This window comes from Nocardioides ginsengisoli, from assembly GCF_039537225.1.
GTDB classification, from domain to species: Bacteria; Actinomycetota; Actinomycetes; order Propionibacteriales; family Nocardioidaceae; genus Nocardioides; species Nocardioides ginsengisoli.
Map to the genome: position 1 here is coordinate 24,734 of NZ_BAABAC010000049.1, position 20,810 is coordinate 45,543.

A 20,810-nucleotide genomic window follows, 5' to 3' on the forward strand; every position below is an offset into this window, starting at 1 on the left:
GTCGCGCTCGGCATCACCGCCGCCGTCAAGGTCGCGAAGGGTCGCTGAACAGCTGACAACGCCGTCGGGCCCCGCACTCCACCGTGGGTGCGGGGCCCGTTCGCGTCTCGGCTCCGCGCGCTACGGGACGTCGGCTCAGCGGCGGCGCAGGTACCACGCGCGGACGACGTTGTACCCGCCGTAGCAGCCCAGGCCGACGGCCACCACCAGGATCACCCAGCGTCCGTACGGCTCGTCCCGGAAGCGCACGATCGCCTGGTCCAGCCCGCCGGACTGCTTCGGGTCGTGGGTGATCCCGGCCCACACGAACATCCCGCCGATCACCGCGAAGGCGACCGCCCGGCACAGGAACCCGCTGCGCGCGAGCACCGCGATCAGCCGACCGGACGCGCCGGTACGCCCGTCGAGCTCGAGGTCGTCGCGCCAGCTGTCGCCGAACGCCCGGACGGCGCTGGCCACGCCGATGCCGGCGATGAAGAGCCCGAGGGCGACCACGATCGCGGGCCCGACCGGCAGGTCCAGCAGCCGGACGGTGACGCCCTTCGGTGTCTGCCGCCCGCCGCTCGAGCTGCCGTCGCCGAGCGCCGAGCGGGCCGCGAGGACGGCGAGGACGGCGAGGACGAGGCTCCGTCCGGCAGCACCGAGGCGAGCGGCCCAGCCGTCAGCTGCACGCAGCGCCGTGAACGCCTGTTGCGCGGCCAGCCCGGCGAGCGCGGCCGCGACCAGCGCGAGGATCCAGCGCCCCGCCGGCTGGTGCGCGAGCTCCTGGAAGGCGCCCTGCCCGGACGGCGTCCCGTGCCGGTCCCGCAGAGCGAGGGCGGCGGCGAGCCAGGCGACGAGGCCGTACACCACTCCGTAGGCGACCAGTCCGGCTCGCGCCAGGCGGTCGAGCACCAAGTCGCGCATGTATCCGGCAGTACCCGGGCGCGGCGTACCGATGCCGGGCCCTCGTCGTACCCGTAGGCTGGAGACATGAGCGTGCGCCGCGTGATGGGCACCGAGGTCGAGTACGGCATCTCGGTCCAGGGGCAGCCGACCGCGAACCCGATGGTCGCCTCGTCCCAGGTCGTCAACGCCTACGCCACGGCGACGGTCCGCGCCCGGCGGGCGCGCTGGGACTTCGAGGAGGAGTCGCCGCTGCGCGACGCCCGCGGGTTCGACATGTCCCGCCAGATCGCCGACCCCACCCAGCTCACCGACGAGGACCTGGGCCTCGCCAACGTCATTCTCACCAATGGCGCCCGGTTGTACGTCGACCACGCCCACCCCGAGTACTCCACCCCCGAGGTGGTGAGTCCGCTCGACATCGTCCGCTGGGACAAGGCAGGCGAGCAGATCATGCTCGACGCCGCCCGCCGGGCGCAGCAGCTGCCAGGCAACCCGCAGATCGTGCTCTACAAGAACAACACCGACAACAAGGGCGCGTCGTACGGCGCCCACGAGAACTACCTGATGCGGCGCTCGACGCCCTTCGCCGACATCGTCCGCCACCTGACGCCGTTCTTCGTGAGCCGCCAGGTGTTCTGCGGTGCCGGACGCGTCGGGCGCGGCCAGGACGGTCGCACCCACGGCTTCCAGATCAGCCAGCGTGCCGACTTCTTCGAGGTCGAGGTCGGCCTCGAGACGACGCTCAAGCGGCCGATCATCAACACCCGCGACGAGCCGCACGCCGACCCGGAGAAGTACCGCCGCCTCCACGTCATCATCGGTGACGCCAACCTCGCCGAGATCGCGACGTACCTCAAGGTCGGCACGACCTCGCTCATCCTCGCGATGATCGAGGACCGGTTCATCACCCGCGACCTGAGCGTCGAGATGCCGGTCAACGCGCTGCGGGCGGTGTCCCACGACCCGTCGCTGGAGCAGCGGGTGACGCTCCACGACGGGCGCAAGCTGACCGCGATCGAGCTGCAGCTGGAGTACTTCGACCTGGCCCGCAAGTACGTCGAGGACCGCTACGGCGCCGACGCCGACGCGCAGACGGTCGACGTCCTGGCGCGCTGGGAGGACGTCCTCGCCCGGCTCGAGTCCGACCCGATGTCGCTGGCCGACCAGCTCGACTGGGTGGCCAAGCTGAAGCTGATCGAGCAGTACCGTACGCGCGACGGCCTCGCCTGGGACGACGCCAAGCTGCAGCTCATCGACTACCAGTACTCCGACATCCGTCCCGAGAAGGGCCTCTACCACCGGCTCGTCAACGCCGGGCGGATCCAGCGGCTGCTCACCGACGCCGAGATCGACGACGCGATGATGAACCCGCCGGCCGAGACCCGGGCCTACTTCCGCGGCCGCTGCCTCGAGAAGTACGCCCCCGACATCGCCGCCGCGTCGTGGGACTCGGTGATCTTCGACCTGCCCGGACGGGAATCGCTGCAGCGCGTCCCGACCATCGATCCGCTGCGCGGGAGCAAGGCCCACGTCGGCGAGCTGATCGATCGGTGTGCAACTGCCGACGAGTTGGTCCGCGCACTCACCCGCTGAATGGCTAGGGTGGAGTCATGGCTCAGGAGCAGAAGCAGCCGCGCAAGTCGGACGAGGCGGACGAGACCGTCGAGGCCACCGCCGAGTCCGAAGTCGCCGAGCGCAAGGACGCATTGGACGACGACGTCGACGCGATCCTCGATGAGATCGACGACGTCCTCGAGTCCAACGCCGAGGACTTCGTGAAGTCGTTCATCCAGAAGGGCGGGGAGTAACCCGTTGAACGACGCGCGCATCCCGGCCGCTTATCTGCGCCCGGGCACCTCCTCGTTCAGCGACTTCCTCGCCGAGAACGCCCCGGACCTGCTCCCCGCACGCCGCTCCCTGCCCGCCGGCAGCGCCGCCGAGATCGCCCCCCACGGGACGACGATCGTCGCGCTGACCTTCCCGGGCGGCCTGGTGATGGCCGGTGACCGCCGCGCCACGATGGGCAATGTCATCGCCCAGCGCGACATCGAGAAGGTCTTCCCGGGCGACGAGTACTCCGTCGTCGGCATCGCCGGCACCGCCGGCCTGGCGGTCGAGATGGTGCGGCTGTTCCAGGTCGAGCTCGAGCACTACGAGAAGATCGAGGGCTCGATCCTGTCGCTCGACGGCAAGGCCAACCGCCTCTCCGCGCTGATCCGCGCCAACCTCGGGATGGCGATGCAGGGGCTCGCCGTCGTACCGATGTTCGCCGGCTACGACCTCGACCGCGGCGTCGGCCGGATCTTCGGCTACGACGTCACCGGCGGCCGGCACGAGGAGGCGGCGTTCTTCACCGTCGGCTCGGGCTCGATGTTCGCCCGCGGCGCGCTGAAGAAGCTCTACCGCGACGACCTCACCTCCGACGACGCCGTCCGCGTCTGCCTTCAAGCGCTCTACGACGCCGCCGACGACGACTCCGCCACCGGCGGCCCCGACCTGACCCGCCGGATCTTCCCGGTCGTGTGGGTCGTCACCGCCGACGGCGCCTCGCGCCTCCCCGAGGACCGGATCGGCGAGCTCGCCGACCAGGTCGTCGGTGCCCGACTGCAGCGGCCGGACGGCCCCGTCGCACCGCTGCCCGGCGGGGGAGAGGAGGCTCAGGCATGAGCACCCCGTTCTACGTCTCGCCCGAGCAGCTGATGAAGGACCGGGCCGACTTCGCCCGCAAGGGCATCGCCCGCGGCCGCTCGCTGGTCGCCGTCCAGTACGCCGACGGCGTCCTCCTCGTCACCGAGAACCCGTCGCAGGCGCTGCACAAGGTCTCGGAGCTCTACGACCGACTCGCGTTCGCCGCGGTCGGCCGCTACAACGAGTTCGAGAACCTCCGCATCGCCGGCGTCCGCCTCGCCGACATGCGCGGCTACGCCTACGACCGCCGCGACGTCACCGGCCGTGGCCTCGCCAACGCCTACGCCCAGACCCTCGGCACCATCTTCTCCTCCGGCGGCGAGAAGCCCTACGAGGTCGAGATCTTCGTCGCCGAGGTCGGCGCCACCGCAGCCGACGACCAGATCTACCGCCTCACCTACGAGGGCCGCGTCGCCGACGAGCACGGCTACGCCGTCATGGGCGGCGACGCCGACACCGTGGCGTCGTACCTCAAGGAGCACTACACCGACGGCGCCCCGCTCGACCAGGCCCTCCACGTCGCCGTCGCGGCGCTCGGGCACAGCGCGGACGGCGGTCAGGTGCAGGACCGGGTGATCCCGGTCGAGGACCTGGAGGTCGCCGTCCTGGACCGGACGCGGACGCAGCCTCGCAAGTTCCGCCGGATCCTGCCGGCGCGGCTGGCCGAGGTGCTGGGCGACCGGGGGCCGGCCGAGGCCGCGCCCGCCGTCCACGCCTCGGAGACGCCGGCCTCGCCGACGGCACCTGCCCCTTCGCCCGGCCCGGAGTCGCGCGACGGCGACCCCGAGCCGCCTGTCGCACCCCCGCTGTAACGCGCTGAGATCGTTGCGGTTTGGTCCCAAACCGCAACGATCAGGCCGTTCGACGTGCAGTTTCTGACCACTCGGCAGCGGTTCGCCACGCGGTCGAGTCGTGTTATCCACAGCCGGAACCTTGCTTCTTGAACCTCGCCGGGCTGCGGGTGAGGCTCTCTGCCGTGGAGTTCGGTCCGAATGGCGCGATCCGCGGCGAGGTACGCGTCGCGGGGTACCAGCGCGTGCTCCATGGCCTTTACCGCCCTGAGTCCCCACACCTCGGCTCGTTCGAGAACTTTCTGCGCGATCTGAGCGCCCTGCAGCTGGTGCTTCCCGATGACGCCGTGTTCACCCACGTCACCGCCGCCCGACTGCTCGGTTGGCAGTTGCCGGCGCTCCCCGAGAAGGTGCCCTTCTTCGCGGCGGTCCGCAGCCGCCTTCGTCCGAGACGCCCTGGGCTGATCTGCTCGCGTCTCACCAATACATCTGCGGTCACCTTCGTCAGAGGCCTGCCGGTCGACGATCCTCCTGAGATCCTCCTGCGGGCGGCTCGTGACCTCGGCGATGTCGACCTCGCGATCATGCTCGACTCCGCTGTCCGGCTCGGCCACGTCGCCGTGGATGCGATGACCGCGGTCCTCTCCTCGAAGAGACCGGGGTGCCGGCGGCTCCAGCGCGTGTGGGACGCGCGCGACGCCGGCGCCGAGTCAGCCGGCGAGACGCTCCTCCGGTGGTTCCACGACGCGATGCGGATCCCGACCAAGTCGCAGGTGGAGATCCATGACCCGGATGGTCGGTTCGTCTGTCGCGCCGACCTGCAGGTGGTGGGCACCAACTTCCTCCATGAGTACGACGGCGCCCTCCATCGAACCGGCAATGCCCAACGCAATGACCTGCGGCGAGAGCGACGGCTGGCCGCGACGCCGTACATCCGACGGGGGTTCACGCTCGACGAGCTGCTCAACCACCCGGCGGTCATCATGCACGAGCTCGACCGTCTCCTCGACCGAGCGCATCAAGATCGCAGGCTGAGGCGCTGGCGAGCACTGATCGACGACTCGTTCTACTCCGAGACGGGGCGCGCGCGGGTCATGAACCGTTGGTATCGGTCGACGACACCAGTCGAATGGGCGCGAACCGCATGATCCAGGGCGGAAATGATGCGGTTTGGGACCAAACCGCAAGAGACCACCCGCAAGCCAGGCGGGGCGACCGTCCCAGCAGTAGTGTTCATTCATGGACCGTCGGATCTTCGGGATCGAGAACGAGTACGGCGTCACCTGCACGTTCCGCGGCCAACGCCGGCTCAGCCCGGACGAGGTCGCGCGCTATCTGTTCCGCAAGGTCGTGAGCTGGGGTCGCTCCAGCAACGTCTTCCTGCGCAACGGCGCCCGCCTCTATCTGGACGTCGGCAGCCACCCCGAGTACGCCACGCCCGAGTGCGATGACGTCACCGAGCTCGTCACCCACGACAAGGCGGGGGAGCGCGTCCTCGAGGGGCTGTTGCTGGACGCCGAGCAGCGGCTGCACGACGAGGGCATCGCGGGCGAGATCTACCTGTTCAAGAACAACACCGACTCGGCGGGCAACTCCTATGGCTGCCACGAGAACTACCTCGTCTCCCGTGCCGGCGAGTTCTCCAGACTCGCCGACGTCCTCATCCCGTTCCTGGTGACCCGGCAGATCATCGTCGGAGCCGGCAAGGTCACCCAGACGCCACGCGGTACGACGTTCTCGGTCAGCCAGCGCGCCGAGCACATCTGGGAGGGCGTCTCCAGCGCCACCACGCGCAGCCGGCCGATCATCAACACCCGCGACGAGCCCCACGCGGACGCCGAGAAGTACCGCCGGCTCCACGTCATCGTCGGCGACTCCAACATGAGCGAGACGACGACGATGCTCAAGGTGGCGTCCTGCGACCTCGTGCTGCGGATGATCGAGGAGGGCGTGGTGATGCGCGATCTCACCATGGAGAACCCGATCCGGGCCATCCGCGAGATCGCACACGACACCTCGGGCCGCCGCAAGGTCCGGCTCGCCAACGGCCGCGAGGCCAGTGCTCTCGACATCCAGGGGGAGTACCTCGCCAAGGCGCGCGACTTCGTCGACCGTCGCGGCATCAGCACCCCGGTCATCGAGCGCTCCCTCGACCTGTGGGAGCGCGGGCTGAAGGCGGTCGAGTCGGACGACCTGAGCCTGGTCGACCGTGAGATCGACTGGGTCATCAAGTGGAAGCTGATCGACCGCTACCGTGCCAAGCACGGTCTGCCGCTCAGCCACCCGCGGGTCGCCCAGCTGGACCTCGCCTACCACGACATCCACCGCGGCCGCGGCCTCTACTACCTGCTCGAGAAGCGTGGCGCCGTCGCACGGGTGTCCAGTGATCTCAAGATCTTCGAGGCCAAGTCGGTTCCGCCGCAGAACACCCGCGCGCGCCTCCGTGGAGAGTTCATCCGCCGCGCGCAGGAGCGTCGTCGCGACTTCACCGTCGACTGGGTGCACCTCAAGCTCAACGACCAGGCCCAGCGAACGGTGCTGTGCAAGGACCCGTTCCGGGCGTACGACGAGCGCGTCCAGCGGCTGATCGACGGGATGTGACAGCGATCTGAGTGTCCCTGAGAGGGATCTCAGGGACACTCGGTAGGGTTTGCGCGTGCTGATGCGCCTGCGACGTCCGTCGACCCTCGTACTGTCCGCCCTGCTCCCGGCGACCCTTGCTCTGGCCGCCTGCGGCAGCAGCGACGACAACGCCCAGCTCAAGGGGTTCGACGCGGTCAGCGTCTCCGGTGCGGCGGGCGAGGCGCCCAAGCTCGACTGGAAGGGCCAGATGGCCTCCGGCAAGCAGCAGGAGAAGGTCATCCACGAGGGTGACGGCGCGGCCGTCGCCAAGGGCGACCGGGTGATCGTCAACTTCGTCGTCGGAGACGGCTGGACGAAGAAGACGGTCATCGACTCCTACGGTCCCGACGCCGGCGGCTTCGTCACCGAGGTCGGCGCGAAGGCCCAGCCGCAGCAGGTCACCGACCTCCTGACGCTGCCGATCACCGACGAGATCAAGGCGGGCATGAAGCTCGGCACCCGCCTCGCGGTGACCGTCGACAGCAAGGACGTCATCGGGCAGTACCTCGGCGACGCCAGTGTCTCCAGCTACATGTCGCAGCACGACATCGGCAACGAGGACGGCCTCGTGATCGTCGCCGACCTGGTGTCCGTCGTCCCGGCCGCCCCCGACGGCAAGCCGACCAACGTCTCCCCGGCGTGGGCCCCGAAGGTCGTCGAGAAGAAGGGCGCCCCCACCGCGCTCGACTTCTCCGGCGTCGCCAAGCCCGACCCGAAGGGCAAGCTCGAGGTCGCCACCCTCCTGCAGGGCACCGGCGCGCCGGTCGAGGCCGGGGACGTCATCGCGGCCAACTACCTCGGCCAGCTCTACGACGCCAAGAAGCCGTTCGACGAAAGCTACAGCCGCGGCACGCCGCTGTCGGCCGTGATCAGCGAGGACTTCGGCACCGTCGTCAAGGGCTGGTCGAAGGCGCTCGAGGGCGTCAAGGTCGGCAGCCGGGTGCTCATCAAGATCCCGCCGAAGCTCGGCTACGGCGACCAGGCGCAGGGCAAGGACATTCCGGCGAACTCGACGCTCTACTTCGTCGTCGACGTCCTCGCCGCAGGCTGACCTCAACCCGCGTCAGAGGGTCAGAATGTTGCGGTTTGGGACCAAACCGCAGTAATCCGGCCCCAAAACGTTGCGGTTTGGTCCCAAACCGCAACCTGACGATCGGTGTCGGCCCGCCCGGCGCCCCGAAATCCCGTACCCCCCACCACGCCCTCTCAGGCAGAATCGGACGTATGCCCGCCCCCAAGAGCGAGCGCCTGCTCAACCTGCTCATCATGCTCCTGGTGCAGCGCCGTCCCATCGCGAAGGAGCGCATCCGGGAGCTGCTCTACCCTGACTCCCGCCCGGACGCCTTCGAGAAGATGTTCGAGCGCGACAAGGATGAGCTGCGCAGCCTCGGCGTGCCGGTGGAGGTCGCCCAGATCGACCCGCTGTTCGACGACGAGGTCGGCTACCGGATCCCGCCGGAGGCGTTCGCGCTGCCGGAGGTCGAGCTGACGCCGGAGGAGGCGCAGGTGGTCGGCATCGCGTCGCGGGTGTGGCAGCACGCCACGATGGCGCAGGCGACGACCGATGCGGTCCGCAAGCTGAGTGCTGCGGGCATCGACGTCGATCTCGACGCGCTCGAGATCGCGCGGCCGCTGCTGACGGCGGAGGAGCCGGCGTTCGAGCGGTGCTGGATCGCGGTGTGCGAGCGGCAGGCGATCGAGTTCGACTATCAGCGTCCCGAGGCGGAGCCGATGCGTCGGCACGTGCAGCCCTGGGGCGTCGTCCGGTACGCCGGGCGCTGGTATCTCGTCGGCTACGACGCCGATCGCGGCGCCGAGCGGGTCTTCCGGCTCTCGCGCTTCCTCGGCGAGGTCCGCCTGGTCGGCCACCCCGGCGCGTACGACGTGCCGCCCGACACCGACGTGCGCCAGATCGCGCGGCGGATGGCTCCGCCCACGCCGACGGCGACCGCGGTGCTGCTGGTCCGTGCGGGCGCGGGCCACGGGTTCCGCCGGACCGCCTCGCGGATCACGACCGGCGTCGAGGGTCCCGACGACCTCTCCGGCTGGGACCGGGTGGAGGTGCTGCGGGCCACGCAGGGTCTGGCCGACGAGGTGCTGAGCCACGGGCCCGACGTCGTTCTCCTCGAGCCGACGGCCATCCGCGACCAGGTGGTCGAGCGGCTGATGCAGGTGGCCGGATGAGCCGCACCCCGACGGCAGCCCCCGTCGGCGCCCTGGGACAGGTGGCGCGGCTGCTCACCCTCGTCCCGTTCCTCCACCACCGCGACGGCGTCCGCCTCGAGGAGGCCGCGACGCTGCTCGGCACGACGCCGAACCAGGTGGTCCAGGACCTGCGCGTGCTGTTCATGTGCGGCCTGCCCGGCGGCCTTCCCGACGACCTGATCGACGTCGACCTCGACGCGATCGTCAGTGAGGAGGGGAGCCCGGTCAGCGAGGGCGTGATCCGGATCGAGAACGCCGACTACCTCGCGCGTCCGCTCCGCCTCACCGCCACCGAGGCCTCCGCCGTGATCGTCGCGCTCCGGATGCTGCGCGACACCCGCGCCGCCGGCGCGTCGCCCGAGCTCGTCGACCGGGTCCTCGCCAAGCTCGAGGCGGCGGCCGCGATCGGGGGAGCGCCGCACGTCGAGGTGGCGCCGTCGCCGCGCGACGCCGAGCAGGTCGTGGTCGCCCAGCTCCGGGCGTTGGTCGAGGAGGCACTGGCGGGCTCCCACCAGATCCGGCTGTCCTACTTCGTCCCGTCCCGCGACGAGGAGTCCGAGCGGGTCGTCGACCCCCACGGCATCGTCAACCACGGCATCTTCAGCTACCTCGACGCCTGGTGCCACCGAGCGGGCGCCGACCGGCTGTTCCGGCTCGACCGGATCACCAAGGCCGAGATCCTCCCCAGCCGTACGACGGCGCCGGTCCGGCCGCCGCGCGACCTCGACGACGGCCTGTTCGGCGACGACACCGGCCCCGACTCTACGCTGGTCACGCTCCGGCTGGCGCCGCAGGCGCGGTGGGCGACCGACTACTACCCGATGCGCGACGTCCGCCCCGCCGACGACGGCTCCGCCGAGGTCGACCTGGTCGTCGTCGACCGGCGCTGGCTGGTGCGGCTGCTGCTGCGCCTGGCGCCGTACGCGGAGGTCCTCCAACCGGGAGAGTTCACCGAGGCTTTGACTGCGCGTGCACAGGAGACGCTCAGGCTCTATCAGTGAGTTGGGCGTAGCATGGAGCCTGACCGCACCACCCCACGATCGAGAGTTGGTCATCACCGATGTTTCCCCTGATCGGAATGCCCCAGGGCGCCGAGTGGCTCGTCATCCTGGCGATCGTCGTCCTGGTCTTCGGCGCGGCCAAGCTGCCCGACCTCGCCCGCGGCACCGGCCAGGCGCTGCGCATCTTCAAGGCGGAGACCAAGGGCCTGCGGGACGACGACAAGGACGACGAGAAGAAGGCTGCCAAGCCCACCGAGCCGGGTGAGCTGAGCGCCGCCGACGACATCGCCGAGGGCGAGATCGTCGACGAGCGTCGCGAGAACAACGCCTGACGTTGGCCGTCTCCGGTCTCCTCAGGCTCTTCGTCGGAAAACCGGTCCACCCCGTCGGCAACGACGGGCGGATGGCCCTGTCCGACCACCTCCGAGAGCTGCGCGCGCGGATCCTCAAGTCCGCGCTCGTGCTGCTCGTCGGGTTCATCGTCGCGCTCTTCTTCTTCGACCCGATCTTCGCGTTCATCAACGACCCCTACCAGCAGGCTCGGGAGTCGCTCGGGGCGCAGCGGACGATGGCGACGACCAGCGGCGTCGGCGGCAGCTTCATGCTGTACCTGAAGCTGTGCGGCATCGCCGCCGTCGTCGGGACCAGCCCGATCTGGCTCTACCAGATCTGGGCGTTCATCCTCCCGGGCCTGCACTCCAACGAGAAGCGCTGGACGCTGATCTTCGCCATCATCGCCGGTCCGCTCTTCCTGTTCGGCATCGTGCTCGGCTATGTGACACTGCCCAAGGGTCTCGAGATCCTGATCGGCTTCACCCACGCCGACCTCACCAACCTGGTGGAGTTCAACGAGTACCTGAGCTTCTTCACCCGCACGCTGCTGGTGTTCGGCATCGCCTTCGAGATCCCGGTCTTCGTGGTGCTGCTCAACATGGCGGGCGTCGTGAAGGGCAAGGCGCTCGGCGCGGCGCGGCCGTGGATCGTCGTCGGGACGTTCATCTTCGCCGCGGCCGCCACGCCGTCGACCGACCCGTTCACGATGACCTTCATGGCCGCCCCGATGTGCCTGCTGTTCTTCGTCTCCGAGGCCATCGCCCGGTTCAACGACCGGCGCCGCGACCGCAAGAAGATCAACGCCGGCCTGTCGCCCGACGAGGCCAGCCCGCTTGACCTGTGAGCCACCGCACCAGCGCTAGCCTTCACCCGTGCCCCGCGCGATCGTCCTGACCAACCCCTCCTCGGGCAAGGGGCGGGGTGCGCGGATGCGCGACGAGGCGCTGCCGCGCTTCCACGGCGCGGGCTGGCGGACGACGTCCCTCACCGGTCGCGATGCCGACGAGGCGCTCGACCTGGCCCGGGTCGCCGTGGCCGAGGAGCCCGACGCGCTCGTCCTGTGCGGCGGTGACGGGATGGTCAACCTCGGCCTGCAGGCGGCGGCCGGCACGGAGGTCCCGGTCGGCATCCTGCCCGCCGGCACCGGCAACGACTTCGCCCGCTACTTCGACCTCCCGCTGCGCGACGGTGTGGCCGCCGCCGCCCGGATCGTCCACGGCAGCCCCCGCACCATCGACCTGGCCCGGATCGGCGACCGCTACTTCGGCGGCGTCCTCGCCGCCGGCTTCGACGCCGTCGTCAACGAGCGGGCCAACCGGATGCGCTGGCCGAAGGGCCAGATGCGCTACAACCTGGCCACCCTCGCCGAGCTGCGGGTGTTCGAGCCGCGGCGCTACGTCCTGGAACTCGATGGCGTCGAACGGCGTCTCGACGCCATGCTGGTCGCCGTCGGGAACGGCCCCTCCTTCGGCGGTGGTCTGCGGATCACCCACGGCGCCGAGCTCGACGACGGCCTCCTCGACGTGGTCCTCATCAAGCCCCTGGGCAGGATGGAGCTGGTCCGGACCTACCCCAAGCTCTTCGACGGGAGCCACGTGAGTCATCCGCAGTACGAGCGTCACCGGGTCAAGCGCGTCACGGTGGCGAGCGCCGGCATCGTCGGGTACGCCGACGGCGAGCGCTTCGGCCCGCTTCCCCTGACCGTCGAGTGCGTGCCCAGCGCGGCACGGGTGATCGCATGAGCAGCCACGACGACGACACGCTGAGCCCCGCCGAGCGCTACGCGTCGTACCGCAAGGGCCGCGAGCACCCGGTCTTCCGCGACTTCGCGGCGGGCTTCTCGTTCGAGCTCGACGAGTTCCAGGTCGAGGGCTGCAAGGCGGTCGAGGACGGCGACGGCGTGCTCGTCGCGGCCCCGACCGGCGCCGGCAAGACGGTGGTCGGCGAGTTCGCCGTCCATCTCGCGCTCGAGACCGAGCGCAAGTGCTTCTACACCACGCCGATCAAGGCACTGTCGAACCAGAAGTACCACGACCTCGTCGAGCGGTACGGCGCCGACCGGGTCGGGCTCCTCACCGGCGACACCACCATCAACGGCGAGGCGCCGGTGGTCGTGATGACCACCGAGGTGCTGCGCAACATGCTCTACGCGCGCTCCCGGACGCTGGTCGGGCTCGGGTTCGTGGTGATGGACGAGGTCCACTACCTCGCCGACCGCTCCCGCGGCGCGGTCTGGGAGGAGGTCATCATCCACCTGCCCGAGTCGGTGTCGGTGATCTCCTTGTCGGCGACGGTGTCCAACGCCGAGGAGTTCGGCGAGTGGCTCGAGACCGTTCGCGGCGCGACCCGCACGATCGTGGCGGAGCGTCGCCCGGTCCCGCTGTTCCAGCACGTCATGGCCGGACGCCGCCTGCTCGACCTGTTCGCGTCGTCGGACGTCGACGCTGCGGCCGGCTTCGTCCGCGAGGGCGCGCCCGTCAACGACGAGCTGATGAAGCTCGCGCGCGACGACTGGGCGTCGTCCCGCCTCAAGGACCGCCGGACGCCGAAGGGTGCGCGCGGACGCCAGGGCGGACCGGGCAGCCGGAACGTCGGAAGCGGCCGGAGGATCTGGATCCCCGGCCGGCTCGACGTCGTCGACCGCCTGGAGCGCGACAACCTGCTGCCCGCCATCGACTTCATCTTCAGCCGCGCCGGCTGCGACGCGGCCGTCCAGCAGTGTCTCGACGCCAACCTGCGGCTCACCACGCCGGAGGAGCGCGACGAGGTGATCGCGTACGTCGAACAGACGCTCGGCGGGCTGCCGTCGGCCGACCTGCACGTGCTCGGCTACCACGACTTCCTCGACGCCGCCTCGCGTGGCGTCGCGGCGCACCACGCCGGCATGCTGCCGGCGTTCAAGGAGTGCGTCGAGGAGCTCTATCTCCGCGGCCTGATCAAGATCGTCTTCGCCACCGAGACGCTCGCGCTCGGCATCAACATGCCCGCGCGGACCGTCGTCCTGGAGAAGCTGTCGAAGTGGAACGGCGAGACGCACGCCGACATCACGCCGGGGGAGTACACCCAGCTGACGGGCCGCGCCGGCCGCCGTGGCCTCGACATCGAGGGCCACGCGGTCGTGCTCTGGCAGCCGGGGATGAACCCGCGCGAGCTCGCCGGCCTCGCCTCGACCCGGACCTATCCGCTGCGCTCGTCGTTCCGGCCGTCGTACAACATGGCCGTCAACCTGGTGCACTCCTACGGTCGCCACCAGGCCCGCGAGCTGCTGGAGCAGTCGTTCGCGCAGTTCCAGGCCGACCGGGCGGTCGTCGGGCTCGCGCGCCAGCTGCGCAAGGCGGAGGACGCGCTCAGGGGCTATGCGGAGGCGGCCCGGTGCCACCTCGGCGACTTCATGGAGTACGCCGCGCTGCGGCGCCGGGTCTCCGAGCTGGAGAAGGAGTCGAGCAAGTCGCGCCGCCAGGACCGCCGCGACGAGGCCGCGGCCTCGCTGGAGCGGCTGGCGCCGGGCGACGTGATCGTCGTCCCGGTCGGCAAGTTCGCGGGACCGGCCGTCGTCCTCGACCCCGGTCTGTCCGAGCACGGCCACCGGCCGCTGGTGATCACCGCCGAGCGGCAGGGACGCCGGCTCGCGATGATGGACTTCCCGACGCCGGTCGAGCCGGTCGCGAAGCTGCGGCTGCCGAAGAAGGTCGACGCGCGCAACCCGCACCAGCGCAAGGACATCGCCCAGCAGGTCCGTGAGGCGGTCCGGTCGCTGCCGCTGTCGGTGACCCGGCCCAAGGCCGAGCGCGGACCGGTCGACGAAGGCATCGCCCAGCAGATCCAGGCGCTGCGCGCCCAGATCCGCGAGCACCCCTGCCACGGCTGCGCCGAGCGCGAGGACCACGCCCGGTGGGCTGAGCGGCACGCCAAGCTGCAGAAGGACGCCGACCTCCTCGCACAGCGGATCGAGCGCCGGACCAACACCGTCGCCCGGACCTTCGACCGTGTCTGCGAGGTCCTGGAGGCGCTCGACTACCTCGTCGAGGACGACGTCACCGAGCGCGGCCGCGGCCTGATGCGGATCTACTCCGAGCTCGACCTGGTCGCCGCCGAGTCGCTGCGCCTCGGCCTGTGGGACGACCTGACGCCGCCCCAGCTGGGCGCGGTGCTGTCGGCGCTCGTCTACGAGGCCCGGCGCCCCGAGGACGGCCCGCCGAGCGTCCCCGGTGGCGCGATCCAGGTGACCATCGACGCGATGACCCGGCTGTGGGCCGACCTCGAGCGGCTCGAGCGCGAGCACCGGCTCGACTTCCTGCGCAAGCCCGACGGCGGCTTCGCGTGGACTGCCTACCGCTGGGCGGAGGGACAGGAGCTCGACGAGGTCATCGGCCGCAACGACCAGACCGCGGGCGACTTCGTGCGGCAGATGAAGCAGCTCATCGACTTCGCCGGCCAGATCGCCGACGCGGCCGCCGGGACCCCGGTGCGCGACACCGCCCGCCAGCTGGTCAAGCTGCTCCGGCGCGGCATCGTGGCGACCGGATGACGGGATGACCGGATGATGCTCCGGCTCAGCTGAGGCCGATCGGCGTCACGGTGCGCTCGGCCGCGCGCAGGCGAGCGGCGTACTGCTCGCCGCGCGGTGAGAGCGCGGCGACGGCCCGGCGACGGTCGTCGGGATCGATGCGGCGCACCACGATGCCTTGCGCGACCAGCCGATCGACGTGGCGGGTCAGGCTCGCCGCCGCGACGACCGCGGCGGTCGCGATCTCGCTCATGCCGAGCCCGGGCTCGGCGCCGATCACCGCGATGATCCGCCAGTGGTCCATCGTGAGGCCCTGCTCGTCGAGGATCGGCTGGAGCACCTGGCGCAGGTCGGCCTCGACCCGGCGCACCTGCACGGCCAGGCTGCTGTGCGTCACGGCGACCTCCTCGGCCGGGTTTGTGACAATCACGTGAACGACGGCGGGATCCCGCTCCGCCGGCCCTAGTCTAGGCGCGACCACGCCAGCCACCGGTTGTTCCGTTGCCCGCACCGTCGCCGGCAGCAGCAGCCGACGCCCGCACGGAGGTCCCGTGCCCCGCCTGCTCCCACCCGAGCTGCTGTCCGTCGCCTTCGTCGTTCCGCTGCAGGGCCCCACCGGCATCTACGGACCCTCCTGCCTGGCGTGCGGTGAGCTCGCCGTGGAGCAGCTCAACGCCGGCGCGGGCATCGCCGGCCGCGAGGTCGAGCTGGTGGTGGTGGACGGCGGCCGCGCGCCCGAAGTGGTGGCGGACGAGGTCGGCCGGCTCGTCGACGCCGGACAGGTGCAGGCCGTCGCCGGCTGGCACACCTCGGCGGTCCGGCAGGCGATCACCCGCCGCGTCGGCGGCCGCGTCGTCTATGCGTTCGGCGCCATGCACGAGGGCGGCGACCCCACTCCGGGCGTGTTCATGATCGGTGAGCGTCCGATCAACCAGCTGCTGCCCGCAGCGCGCTGGATGAGGGAGCAGCTCGGCGTCGGCCGCTGGGCGATCCTCGGCAACGACTACGTCTTCCCACGCGTCACCGGCGCCACGGCCCGGCTGGCCCTCGCGGGCACCGCGTCGGAGGTGGTGAGCGAGGCGTACGTGCCGCTCGGCACGACCGACTTCGCGGCGGTGATCAGTGATCTCGAGGAGCAGCCCGTCGACGGCGTGATCATGCTGCTGATGGGGCAGGACGCCGTCCACTTCAACCGGCAGTTCGCCCGCAGCGGCCTGGCCGCGGCGCTCCCGCGGCTGAGTCCGGCGGTCGAGGAGAACACCCTGCTCGCCGGAGGTCCGGCCGCCAACGAGGGCCTGTACGCCGCCGCGGCGTACTTCGACGGCATGGACACCGTCGAGAGCTCCGCACTCGCGCAGGACTACTACGCCCGCTGGGGCCGCTGGGCTCCGGCGCTCAACGCGGTCGGAGAGTCCTGCTACGAGGCGATCACCTTCCTCGCCCGGATCGGCGAGGTCTGCGGCTCGGTCAGCGTGGACGCGGCCACGACAATGCCCGACGGACACTTCCACTCGAGTCCCCGGGGCCTGATGCGGCTCGACGGCAACCTGCTCGACCAGGACGTCTACCTCGCCGCGGCGGATGGTCTCGGCTTCCGCGTCGAGCAGCAGATCGCGCGCGTGCACTAGGCGCCACCGCCCGCGCCGCGGCGGGCGGCCTGCCACGCCGTGCCGAGGTCGGCCTCGTGGGCGTGCACGCCCAACCGACGCCACAGCGTGGCGCCGCCCTCCAGGTCGAACCGGTGCTCGCGGGCGTCCGCGGGAGGCGTCGCTCCGACCAGGAGGACGGAGGACATGACCCGGTGCCCGCCCAGGAGCGCCGGTGCCGTCAGCGCGTCGACCGCCAGGTCCTCCACCAGGACGGGCCCGTCGCCGGAGAGCACCTCCGTGCGCTGATGCACCCGGCCGGGCCCCTCGCCGTGCCGGCCGAGCACGAGCGACTCCCGCAGGGCGAGGACGGCCTGGTCCTGAAGCCGGACCCGCGTGGTCCGCTCGACGGCTGCTCCGGCCGACACGATGAACGGCTCACCGGCCCAGGTGAGCACCGCACCGCGCCCAAGCGTGATCCGCACGTCCCAGTGGGCTCGGTCGCCCCGCATGTCGAAGGCGACGGTGCCGCCCGGCTCGACCAGGTCGAGGCGTGCGCCGGAGTCGACCGTGACGTCGACCTCGACGCGGTCCCCGGCCAGGAGCAGCGCGCCTTCGGGCACCAGTGAGATCCGCGCTGTCGCGCGGTCGTGCCCGACCAGCACCGGCCGCAGCGAGGATGCGGTCGGGCCGGAGAGGGTGACCGTGCTGCGCACCCGGCACCGGCCCGCCTCCGCGGGGGAGACCCGGACCCGGGTTCGCGCGGTGCGCTCAGTGCTCGTGAGCATGCACGTGGCGCGCCATCGGGCCCGGTCGACGGGGATCAGGGCTCCCGCCGCCTGACTGCTTCGGACGTCGTCGACCCACGCGACCAGCGCATCGACGCTCGCCCGGTCGGTGCGGGACAGGCCGATGACGGGTCGGTCGCCTCGCGCCGTGCGGGCGTCGGCGAGCATCTGGGACACGTCGACGCCGACGTACGGCGCCAGGTCGGTCTTGTTCACGACCAGCAGGTCGGCGCGTTCGATGCCGGGACCGCCCTTGCGGGCGACGTCACCCCCACCGGCGACGTCGAGGACGAAGATCTGGGCGTCGACGAGAGCCGGCGAGAAGGTCGCGGTCAGGTTGTCGCCGCCGGACTCGAGCAGCACCAGGTCGAGACCCGGGTACGCCGCCTCGAGCTCCTCGACGGTCGTGAGGTTGGCGCTGATGTCGTCGCGGATCGCCGTGTGGGGGCAGGCTCCGGTCTCGACCGCCCGGATCCGCTCCGGGGCCAGGACGCCGGCCGAGCGCAGGAACCGCGCGTCCTCGTCGGTGTAGATGTCGTTGGTGACGACGGCGAGCTCGAGGCGGCCGGACAGCTCTCGGCACAGCAGCGCGATCAGCGAGCTCTTCCCGGTGCCGACCGGTCCGCAGACGCCGAGACGCAGCGGGCGCGCGGCGGGAGCCGGGACCGGGTGGGGATGGGTGTGGTCAGGCACGGAACAACCTCCTGGTGCTGGCGGCGTGGGCCTGTGCCCACGCCTCGATCTGGGGGGCCGAGCAGGCCGGGATGTCGGTCGGCAGCTCGGCCGACGACACGGCGTCCACCACGTCCGCGACGCCCGGCAGCGCCTCGGCGGTCCAGCCGGTCACGGCGACGGGATCGAGGGGGAGCAGTTTGAGTGCTGCCGCGCAGACGGTCTGGACGTCGTCGTACGCGACCAGCCGGGCGAGCGACGCGGCGCCCAGCCCGAGCCCGGCGGAGACGGCCCCGAGGACGGTGCTCCGGCTCGGCCGGGGAAGGTCGTCGAGGGGGCGGGCCAGGTCGGGCCAGGTACGACGGACCAGCCGCAGGAGCGCGTGACCCTGTGCCCGCGATGCCTCCCGCAGGGCGGGGGAGACGGTTCGCGCCGCCCACGCCCGCTCCACCGGCTCGAGGGCGCGGCCGCGCTCCACGGTGGCACGGGCGACGACCGCGGTGCCCGCCTCGACCCGCGTGGTGCTCAGGAGCCGGGTGCGCAGGTAGCCGGGGACGTCCGCGGCGACCAGGCCGTGGGCGAGGGCTCCCTCCAGAGTCCCGGACTGCGTGTGCCCGCCGACGGGCAGGCGGGCGTCCGCCAGCAGGAGCAGGATCAGCTCGGGGTGGCTCATGGCGGGTCCGGTCAGAACATCGAGTAGAGGCGGGCCAAGGGCAGCTCCGTCGCCGGCGCCGGGACGACCCGCTCGCCGTCGACGTCGATCTGGAAGGTCTCCGGGTCGATGTCGATACGTGGCAGTGCGGAGTTGTTGACCATGTCGGCCTTGGTGACGGCCCGGGTCGGACGGACGGCGACCAGCCGGCGACGCAGGCCGAGCCGGTCCGCCAGCCCGTCCGCCAGGGCTGCCGGCGACACGAAGCTGACGGCGTGTGCGCTGCCGTCGTCGAACAGGGTCGGTCTCATCAGCACCGGCTGGGGTGTCGGGATCGAGGCGTTGGGGTCACCGAGCGCTCCCCACACGAGCGCTCCGGACTTCATCACCACCTGCGGACGGATCCCGAAGAAGCGCGGGTCCCACAGCACCAGGTCGGCGAGCTTGCCCGGCTCGACGGAGCCGACCTCGTGGTCGATCCCGTGCGCGACGGCCGGGTTGATCGTGTACTTGGCGACGTAGCGCCGGGCGCGGGCGTTGTCGGCCGGCCCCACGGCGAGATCGCCGTGCGCGCCGTACCGTGCCTTCATCACGTGCGCCACCTGCCAGGTCCGGCAGATCACCTCGCCGATCCGGCCCATGGCCTGTGCGTCGGAGGAGGTGATCGACAGCGCGCCGAGGTCGTGCAGGAGGTCCTCGGCGGCGATCGTCGTGGCCCGGATGCGGGACTCGGCGAAGGCCAGGTCCTCGGGCACCTGCGGGTTGAGGTGGTGGCACACCATCAGCATGTCCAGGTGCTCGGCGACCGTGTTGACGGTGTGCGGCAGCGTCGGGTTGGTGGAGCCGGGGATGACGTGCGGCAGTGACGCGACGGTGAGGATGTCGGGCGCGTGCCCGCCGCCGGCACCCTCGGCGTGGAAGGCATGGATGCTCCGGCCGGCGATCGCGCCGATGGTCGACTCGACGTAGCCCGCCTCGTTGAGGCTGTCGGAGTGCAGGGCCACCTGCAGCCCGAACTCGTCGGCCGCACGGAGCGAGGCGTCGATCGCCGCAGGCGTCGAGCCCCAGTCCTCGTGCACCTTGTAGCCCGCAGCGCCGGCGATCGCCTGCTCGGCGAGGCCGCCCGCGCTCACCGTGTTGCCCTTGCCGAAGAGCAGCACGTTGAGCGGCACGGAGTCCAGCGCCCGGTGGACCGTCGCGAGATGCCAGGCGCCCGGGGTCACCGTGGTCGCCTTCGAGCCCTCCGAGGGCCCGGTGCCGCCGCCGGCGATCGTCGTGATGCCGGTCGCGAGCGCCTCGACCAGCTGGGAGCGCGACAGCAGGTGCACGTGTACGTCGATCGCGCCGGCGGTGAGGATCTTCCCCTCGCCGGCGATCACGTCCGTCCCCGGTCCGATGACGAGGTCCGGGTGGACGCCGTCCGCGATGTCGGGATTGCCGGAGCGGCCGAGCGCGACGATCCGGCCGGCCCGGATCCCGACGTCCGCGCGGACGATGCCCCAGTGGTCCAGGACCACGGCGTTGGTGATGACCGTGTCGAGAGCGCCTTCGGTCGACGTACGGGTGGACTGCGCCATCGACTCGCGGATCGACTTGCCGCCACCGAAGACGGCCTCCTCGCCGCCGATCACCCAGTCCTGCTCCACCTCGATCCACAGGTCGGTGTCGCCGAGCCGGACCTGGTCGCCGACCGTGGGGCCGTAGAGGGCGGCGTACGCCGCCCGGCTGATCTCAACCATCCAGCTCGCCTCCGTCCGGGCGGATCCGCAGCCCGGGAACGACCCGCGCTCCGCGGAGGGCGACGATCGCGACCTCCTGCGACGCGCCGGGCTCGAACCGGCGCGAGGTGCCCGACGGCACGTCGAGCCGGAAGCCGTGGGCCGCCGTCCGGTCGAAGGACAGGGCCAGGTTCGCGTCGGGAAGGTGGAGGTGCGACCCGATCTGGATCGGGCGGTCTCCGGTGTTGGTGACCACGAGCAGCTGCCGCTCCTCGGGGGAGCGGTCGCCGTTGAGCACCACGGTGCCGGCGCCGGGGCGGGTCGCCCCGGGGCCGTCGGTCAGGATTCCCACTGCGCGC

The 20,810-nt window shown here is 71.3% G+C and carries 20 protein-coding genes; 14 read left to right on the forward strand and 6 right to left on the reverse strand.

Annotation, left to right across the window (positions count from 1 at the left end; genetic code table 11):
- Positions 1-135: 135 nt before the first annotated feature.
- A complete protein-coding gene (locus AB4880_RS23725) occupies positions 136-906 on the reverse strand; it encodes a DUF1206 domain-containing protein (protein ID WP_367921695.1) in 771 nt (256 codons plus the stop codon).
- 66 nt (positions 907-972) lie between these two features.
- Between AB4880_RS23725 and dop the strand changes: the two genes are divergently transcribed.
- The 13 genes from dop to AB4880_RS23790 all read left to right on the forward strand — a co-directional run bounded on the left by dop (position 973) and on the right by AB4880_RS23790 (position 15,056).
- A complete protein-coding gene (gene dop, locus AB4880_RS23730) occupies positions 973-2,481 on the forward strand; it encodes a depupylase/deamidase Dop (RefSeq protein ID WP_367921696.1) in 1,509 nt (502 codons plus the stop codon).
- Positions 2,482-2,498: 17 nt separating this feature from the next.
- Positions 2,499-2,696 (forward strand): ubiquitin-like protein Pup, encoded by a 198-nt coding sequence (locus AB4880_RS23735; RefSeq protein WP_367921697.1) that lies wholly within the window; start codon positions 2,499-2,501, stop codon positions 2,694-2,696.
- Between the two features lie 4 nt (positions 2,697-2,700).
- Entirely contained in the window at positions 2,701-3,555 is an 855-nt protein-coding gene (prcB, locus tag AB4880_RS23740) for a proteasome subunit beta (RefSeq protein ID WP_367921698.1), read from the forward strand.
- A complete protein-coding gene (prcA, locus tag AB4880_RS23745) occupies positions 3,552-4,388 on the forward strand; it encodes a proteasome subunit alpha (RefSeq protein ID WP_367921699.1) in 837 nt (278 codons plus the stop codon). Before prcB ends, prcA begins: the two co-directional genes overlap by 4 nt.
- Positions 4,389-4,552: 164 nt before the next feature.
- Complete coding sequence (locus tag AB4880_RS23750; protein WP_367921700.1) at positions 4,553-5,515, forward strand: hypothetical protein; 963 nt, start codon at positions 4,553-4,555, stop codon at positions 5,513-5,515.
- Positions 5,516-5,606: 91 nt separating this feature from the next.
- The gene (gene pafA, locus AB4880_RS23755; RefSeq protein ID WP_367921701.1) at positions 5,607-6,968 is read left to right on the forward strand and encodes a Pup--protein ligase; all 1,362 of its coding nucleotides are present in this window, start codon (positions 5,607-5,609) and stop codon (positions 6,966-6,968) included.
- A gap of 61 nt (positions 6,969-7,029) precedes the next feature.
- Positions 7,030-8,040, forward strand: a complete 1,011-nt coding sequence (locus AB4880_RS23760) for an FKBP-type peptidyl-prolyl cis-trans isomerase (protein ID WP_367922001.1) — start codon at positions 7,030-7,032, stop codon at positions 8,038-8,040.
- Positions 8,041-8,213: 173 nt separating this feature from the next.
- The gene (locus AB4880_RS23765) at positions 8,214-9,173 is read left to right on the forward strand and encodes a helix-turn-helix transcriptional regulator (protein WP_367921702.1); all 960 of its coding nucleotides are present in this window, start codon (positions 8,214-8,216) and stop codon (positions 9,171-9,173) included.
- Complete coding sequence (locus AB4880_RS23770; RefSeq protein ID WP_367921703.1) at positions 9,170-10,195, forward strand: helix-turn-helix transcriptional regulator; 1,026 nt, start codon at positions 9,170-9,172, stop codon at positions 10,193-10,195. Before AB4880_RS23765 ends, AB4880_RS23770 begins: the two co-directional genes overlap by 4 nt.
- Before the next feature lie 59 nt (positions 10,196-10,254).
- The gene (gene tatA, locus AB4880_RS23775) at positions 10,255-10,527 is read left to right on the forward strand and encodes a twin-arginine translocase TatA/TatE family subunit (protein WP_379228874.1); all 273 of its coding nucleotides are present in this window, start codon (positions 10,255-10,257) and stop codon (positions 10,525-10,527) included.
- Between the two features lie 71 nt (positions 10,528-10,598).
- The gene (gene tatC, locus AB4880_RS23780; RefSeq protein ID WP_367921705.1) at positions 10,599-11,372 is read left to right on the forward strand and encodes a twin-arginine translocase subunit TatC; all 774 of its coding nucleotides are present in this window, start codon (positions 10,599-10,601) and stop codon (positions 11,370-11,372) included.
- Positions 11,373-11,400: 28 nt separating this feature from the next.
- A complete protein-coding gene (locus AB4880_RS23785; protein WP_367921706.1) occupies positions 11,401-12,270 on the forward strand; it encodes a diacylglycerol kinase in 870 nt (289 codons plus the stop codon).
- Positions 12,267-15,056, forward strand: coding sequence for a DEAD/DEAH box helicase (locus tag AB4880_RS23790; RefSeq protein WP_367921707.1), 2,790 nt, complete (start codon positions 12,267-12,269; stop codon positions 15,054-15,056). The genes AB4880_RS23785 and AB4880_RS23790 overlap by 4 nt, the downstream gene beginning before the upstream one ends.
- Positions 15,057-15,081: 25 nt before the next feature.
- Here the strand turns inward: AB4880_RS23790 and AB4880_RS23795 are convergent, their stop codons facing one another.
- On the reverse strand, positions 15,082-15,432 hold the full coding sequence (locus tag AB4880_RS23795; protein WP_367921708.1) for a MarR family winged helix-turn-helix transcriptional regulator: 351 nt from the start codon (positions 15,430-15,432) through the stop codon (positions 15,082-15,084).
- 154 nt (positions 15,433-15,586) lie between these two features.
- Here AB4880_RS23795 and AB4880_RS23800 point away from each other — a divergent pair, with 154 nt between their 5' ends.
- Positions 15,587-16,663, forward strand: coding sequence for a substrate-binding domain-containing protein (locus AB4880_RS23800; RefSeq protein WP_367921709.1), 1,077 nt, complete (start codon positions 15,587-15,589; stop codon positions 16,661-16,663).
- On the opposite strand, the gene ureG is transcribed toward AB4880_RS23800, so the two are convergent.
- Genes ureG through ureB form a run of 4 tightly spaced genes read right to left on the reverse strand, consistent with a single transcriptional unit; the run spans position 16,660 to position 20,803 of the window.
- Positions 16,660-18,102 carry an urease accessory protein UreG gene (gene ureG / locus AB4880_RS23805; RefSeq protein WP_367921710.1) on the reverse strand — a complete coding sequence of 481 codons (1,443 nt, stop codon included), beginning with the start codon at positions 18,100-18,102 and terminating at the stop codon, positions 16,660-16,662. The genes AB4880_RS23800 and ureG overlap by 4 nt on opposite strands.
- Positions 18,095-18,754, reverse strand: a complete 660-nt coding sequence (locus AB4880_RS23810) for an urease accessory protein UreF (RefSeq protein ID WP_367921711.1) — start codon at positions 18,752-18,754, stop codon at positions 18,095-18,097. Before AB4880_RS23810 ends, ureG begins: the two co-directional genes overlap by 8 nt.
- An 11-nt stretch (positions 18,755-18,765) precedes the next feature.
- Positions 18,766-20,472: an urease subunit alpha gene (locus AB4880_RS23815; RefSeq protein WP_367921712.1), complete on the reverse strand. Its 1,707-nt coding sequence runs from the start codon at positions 20,470-20,472 to the stop codon at positions 18,766-18,768.
- Positions 20,465-20,803, reverse strand: coding sequence for an urease subunit beta (gene ureB, locus AB4880_RS23820; RefSeq protein WP_379228870.1), 339 nt, complete (start codon positions 20,801-20,803; stop codon positions 20,465-20,467). The genes AB4880_RS23815 and ureB overlap by 8 nt, the downstream gene beginning before the upstream one ends.
- Between the last annotated feature and the right edge of the window lie 7 nt (positions 20,804-20,810).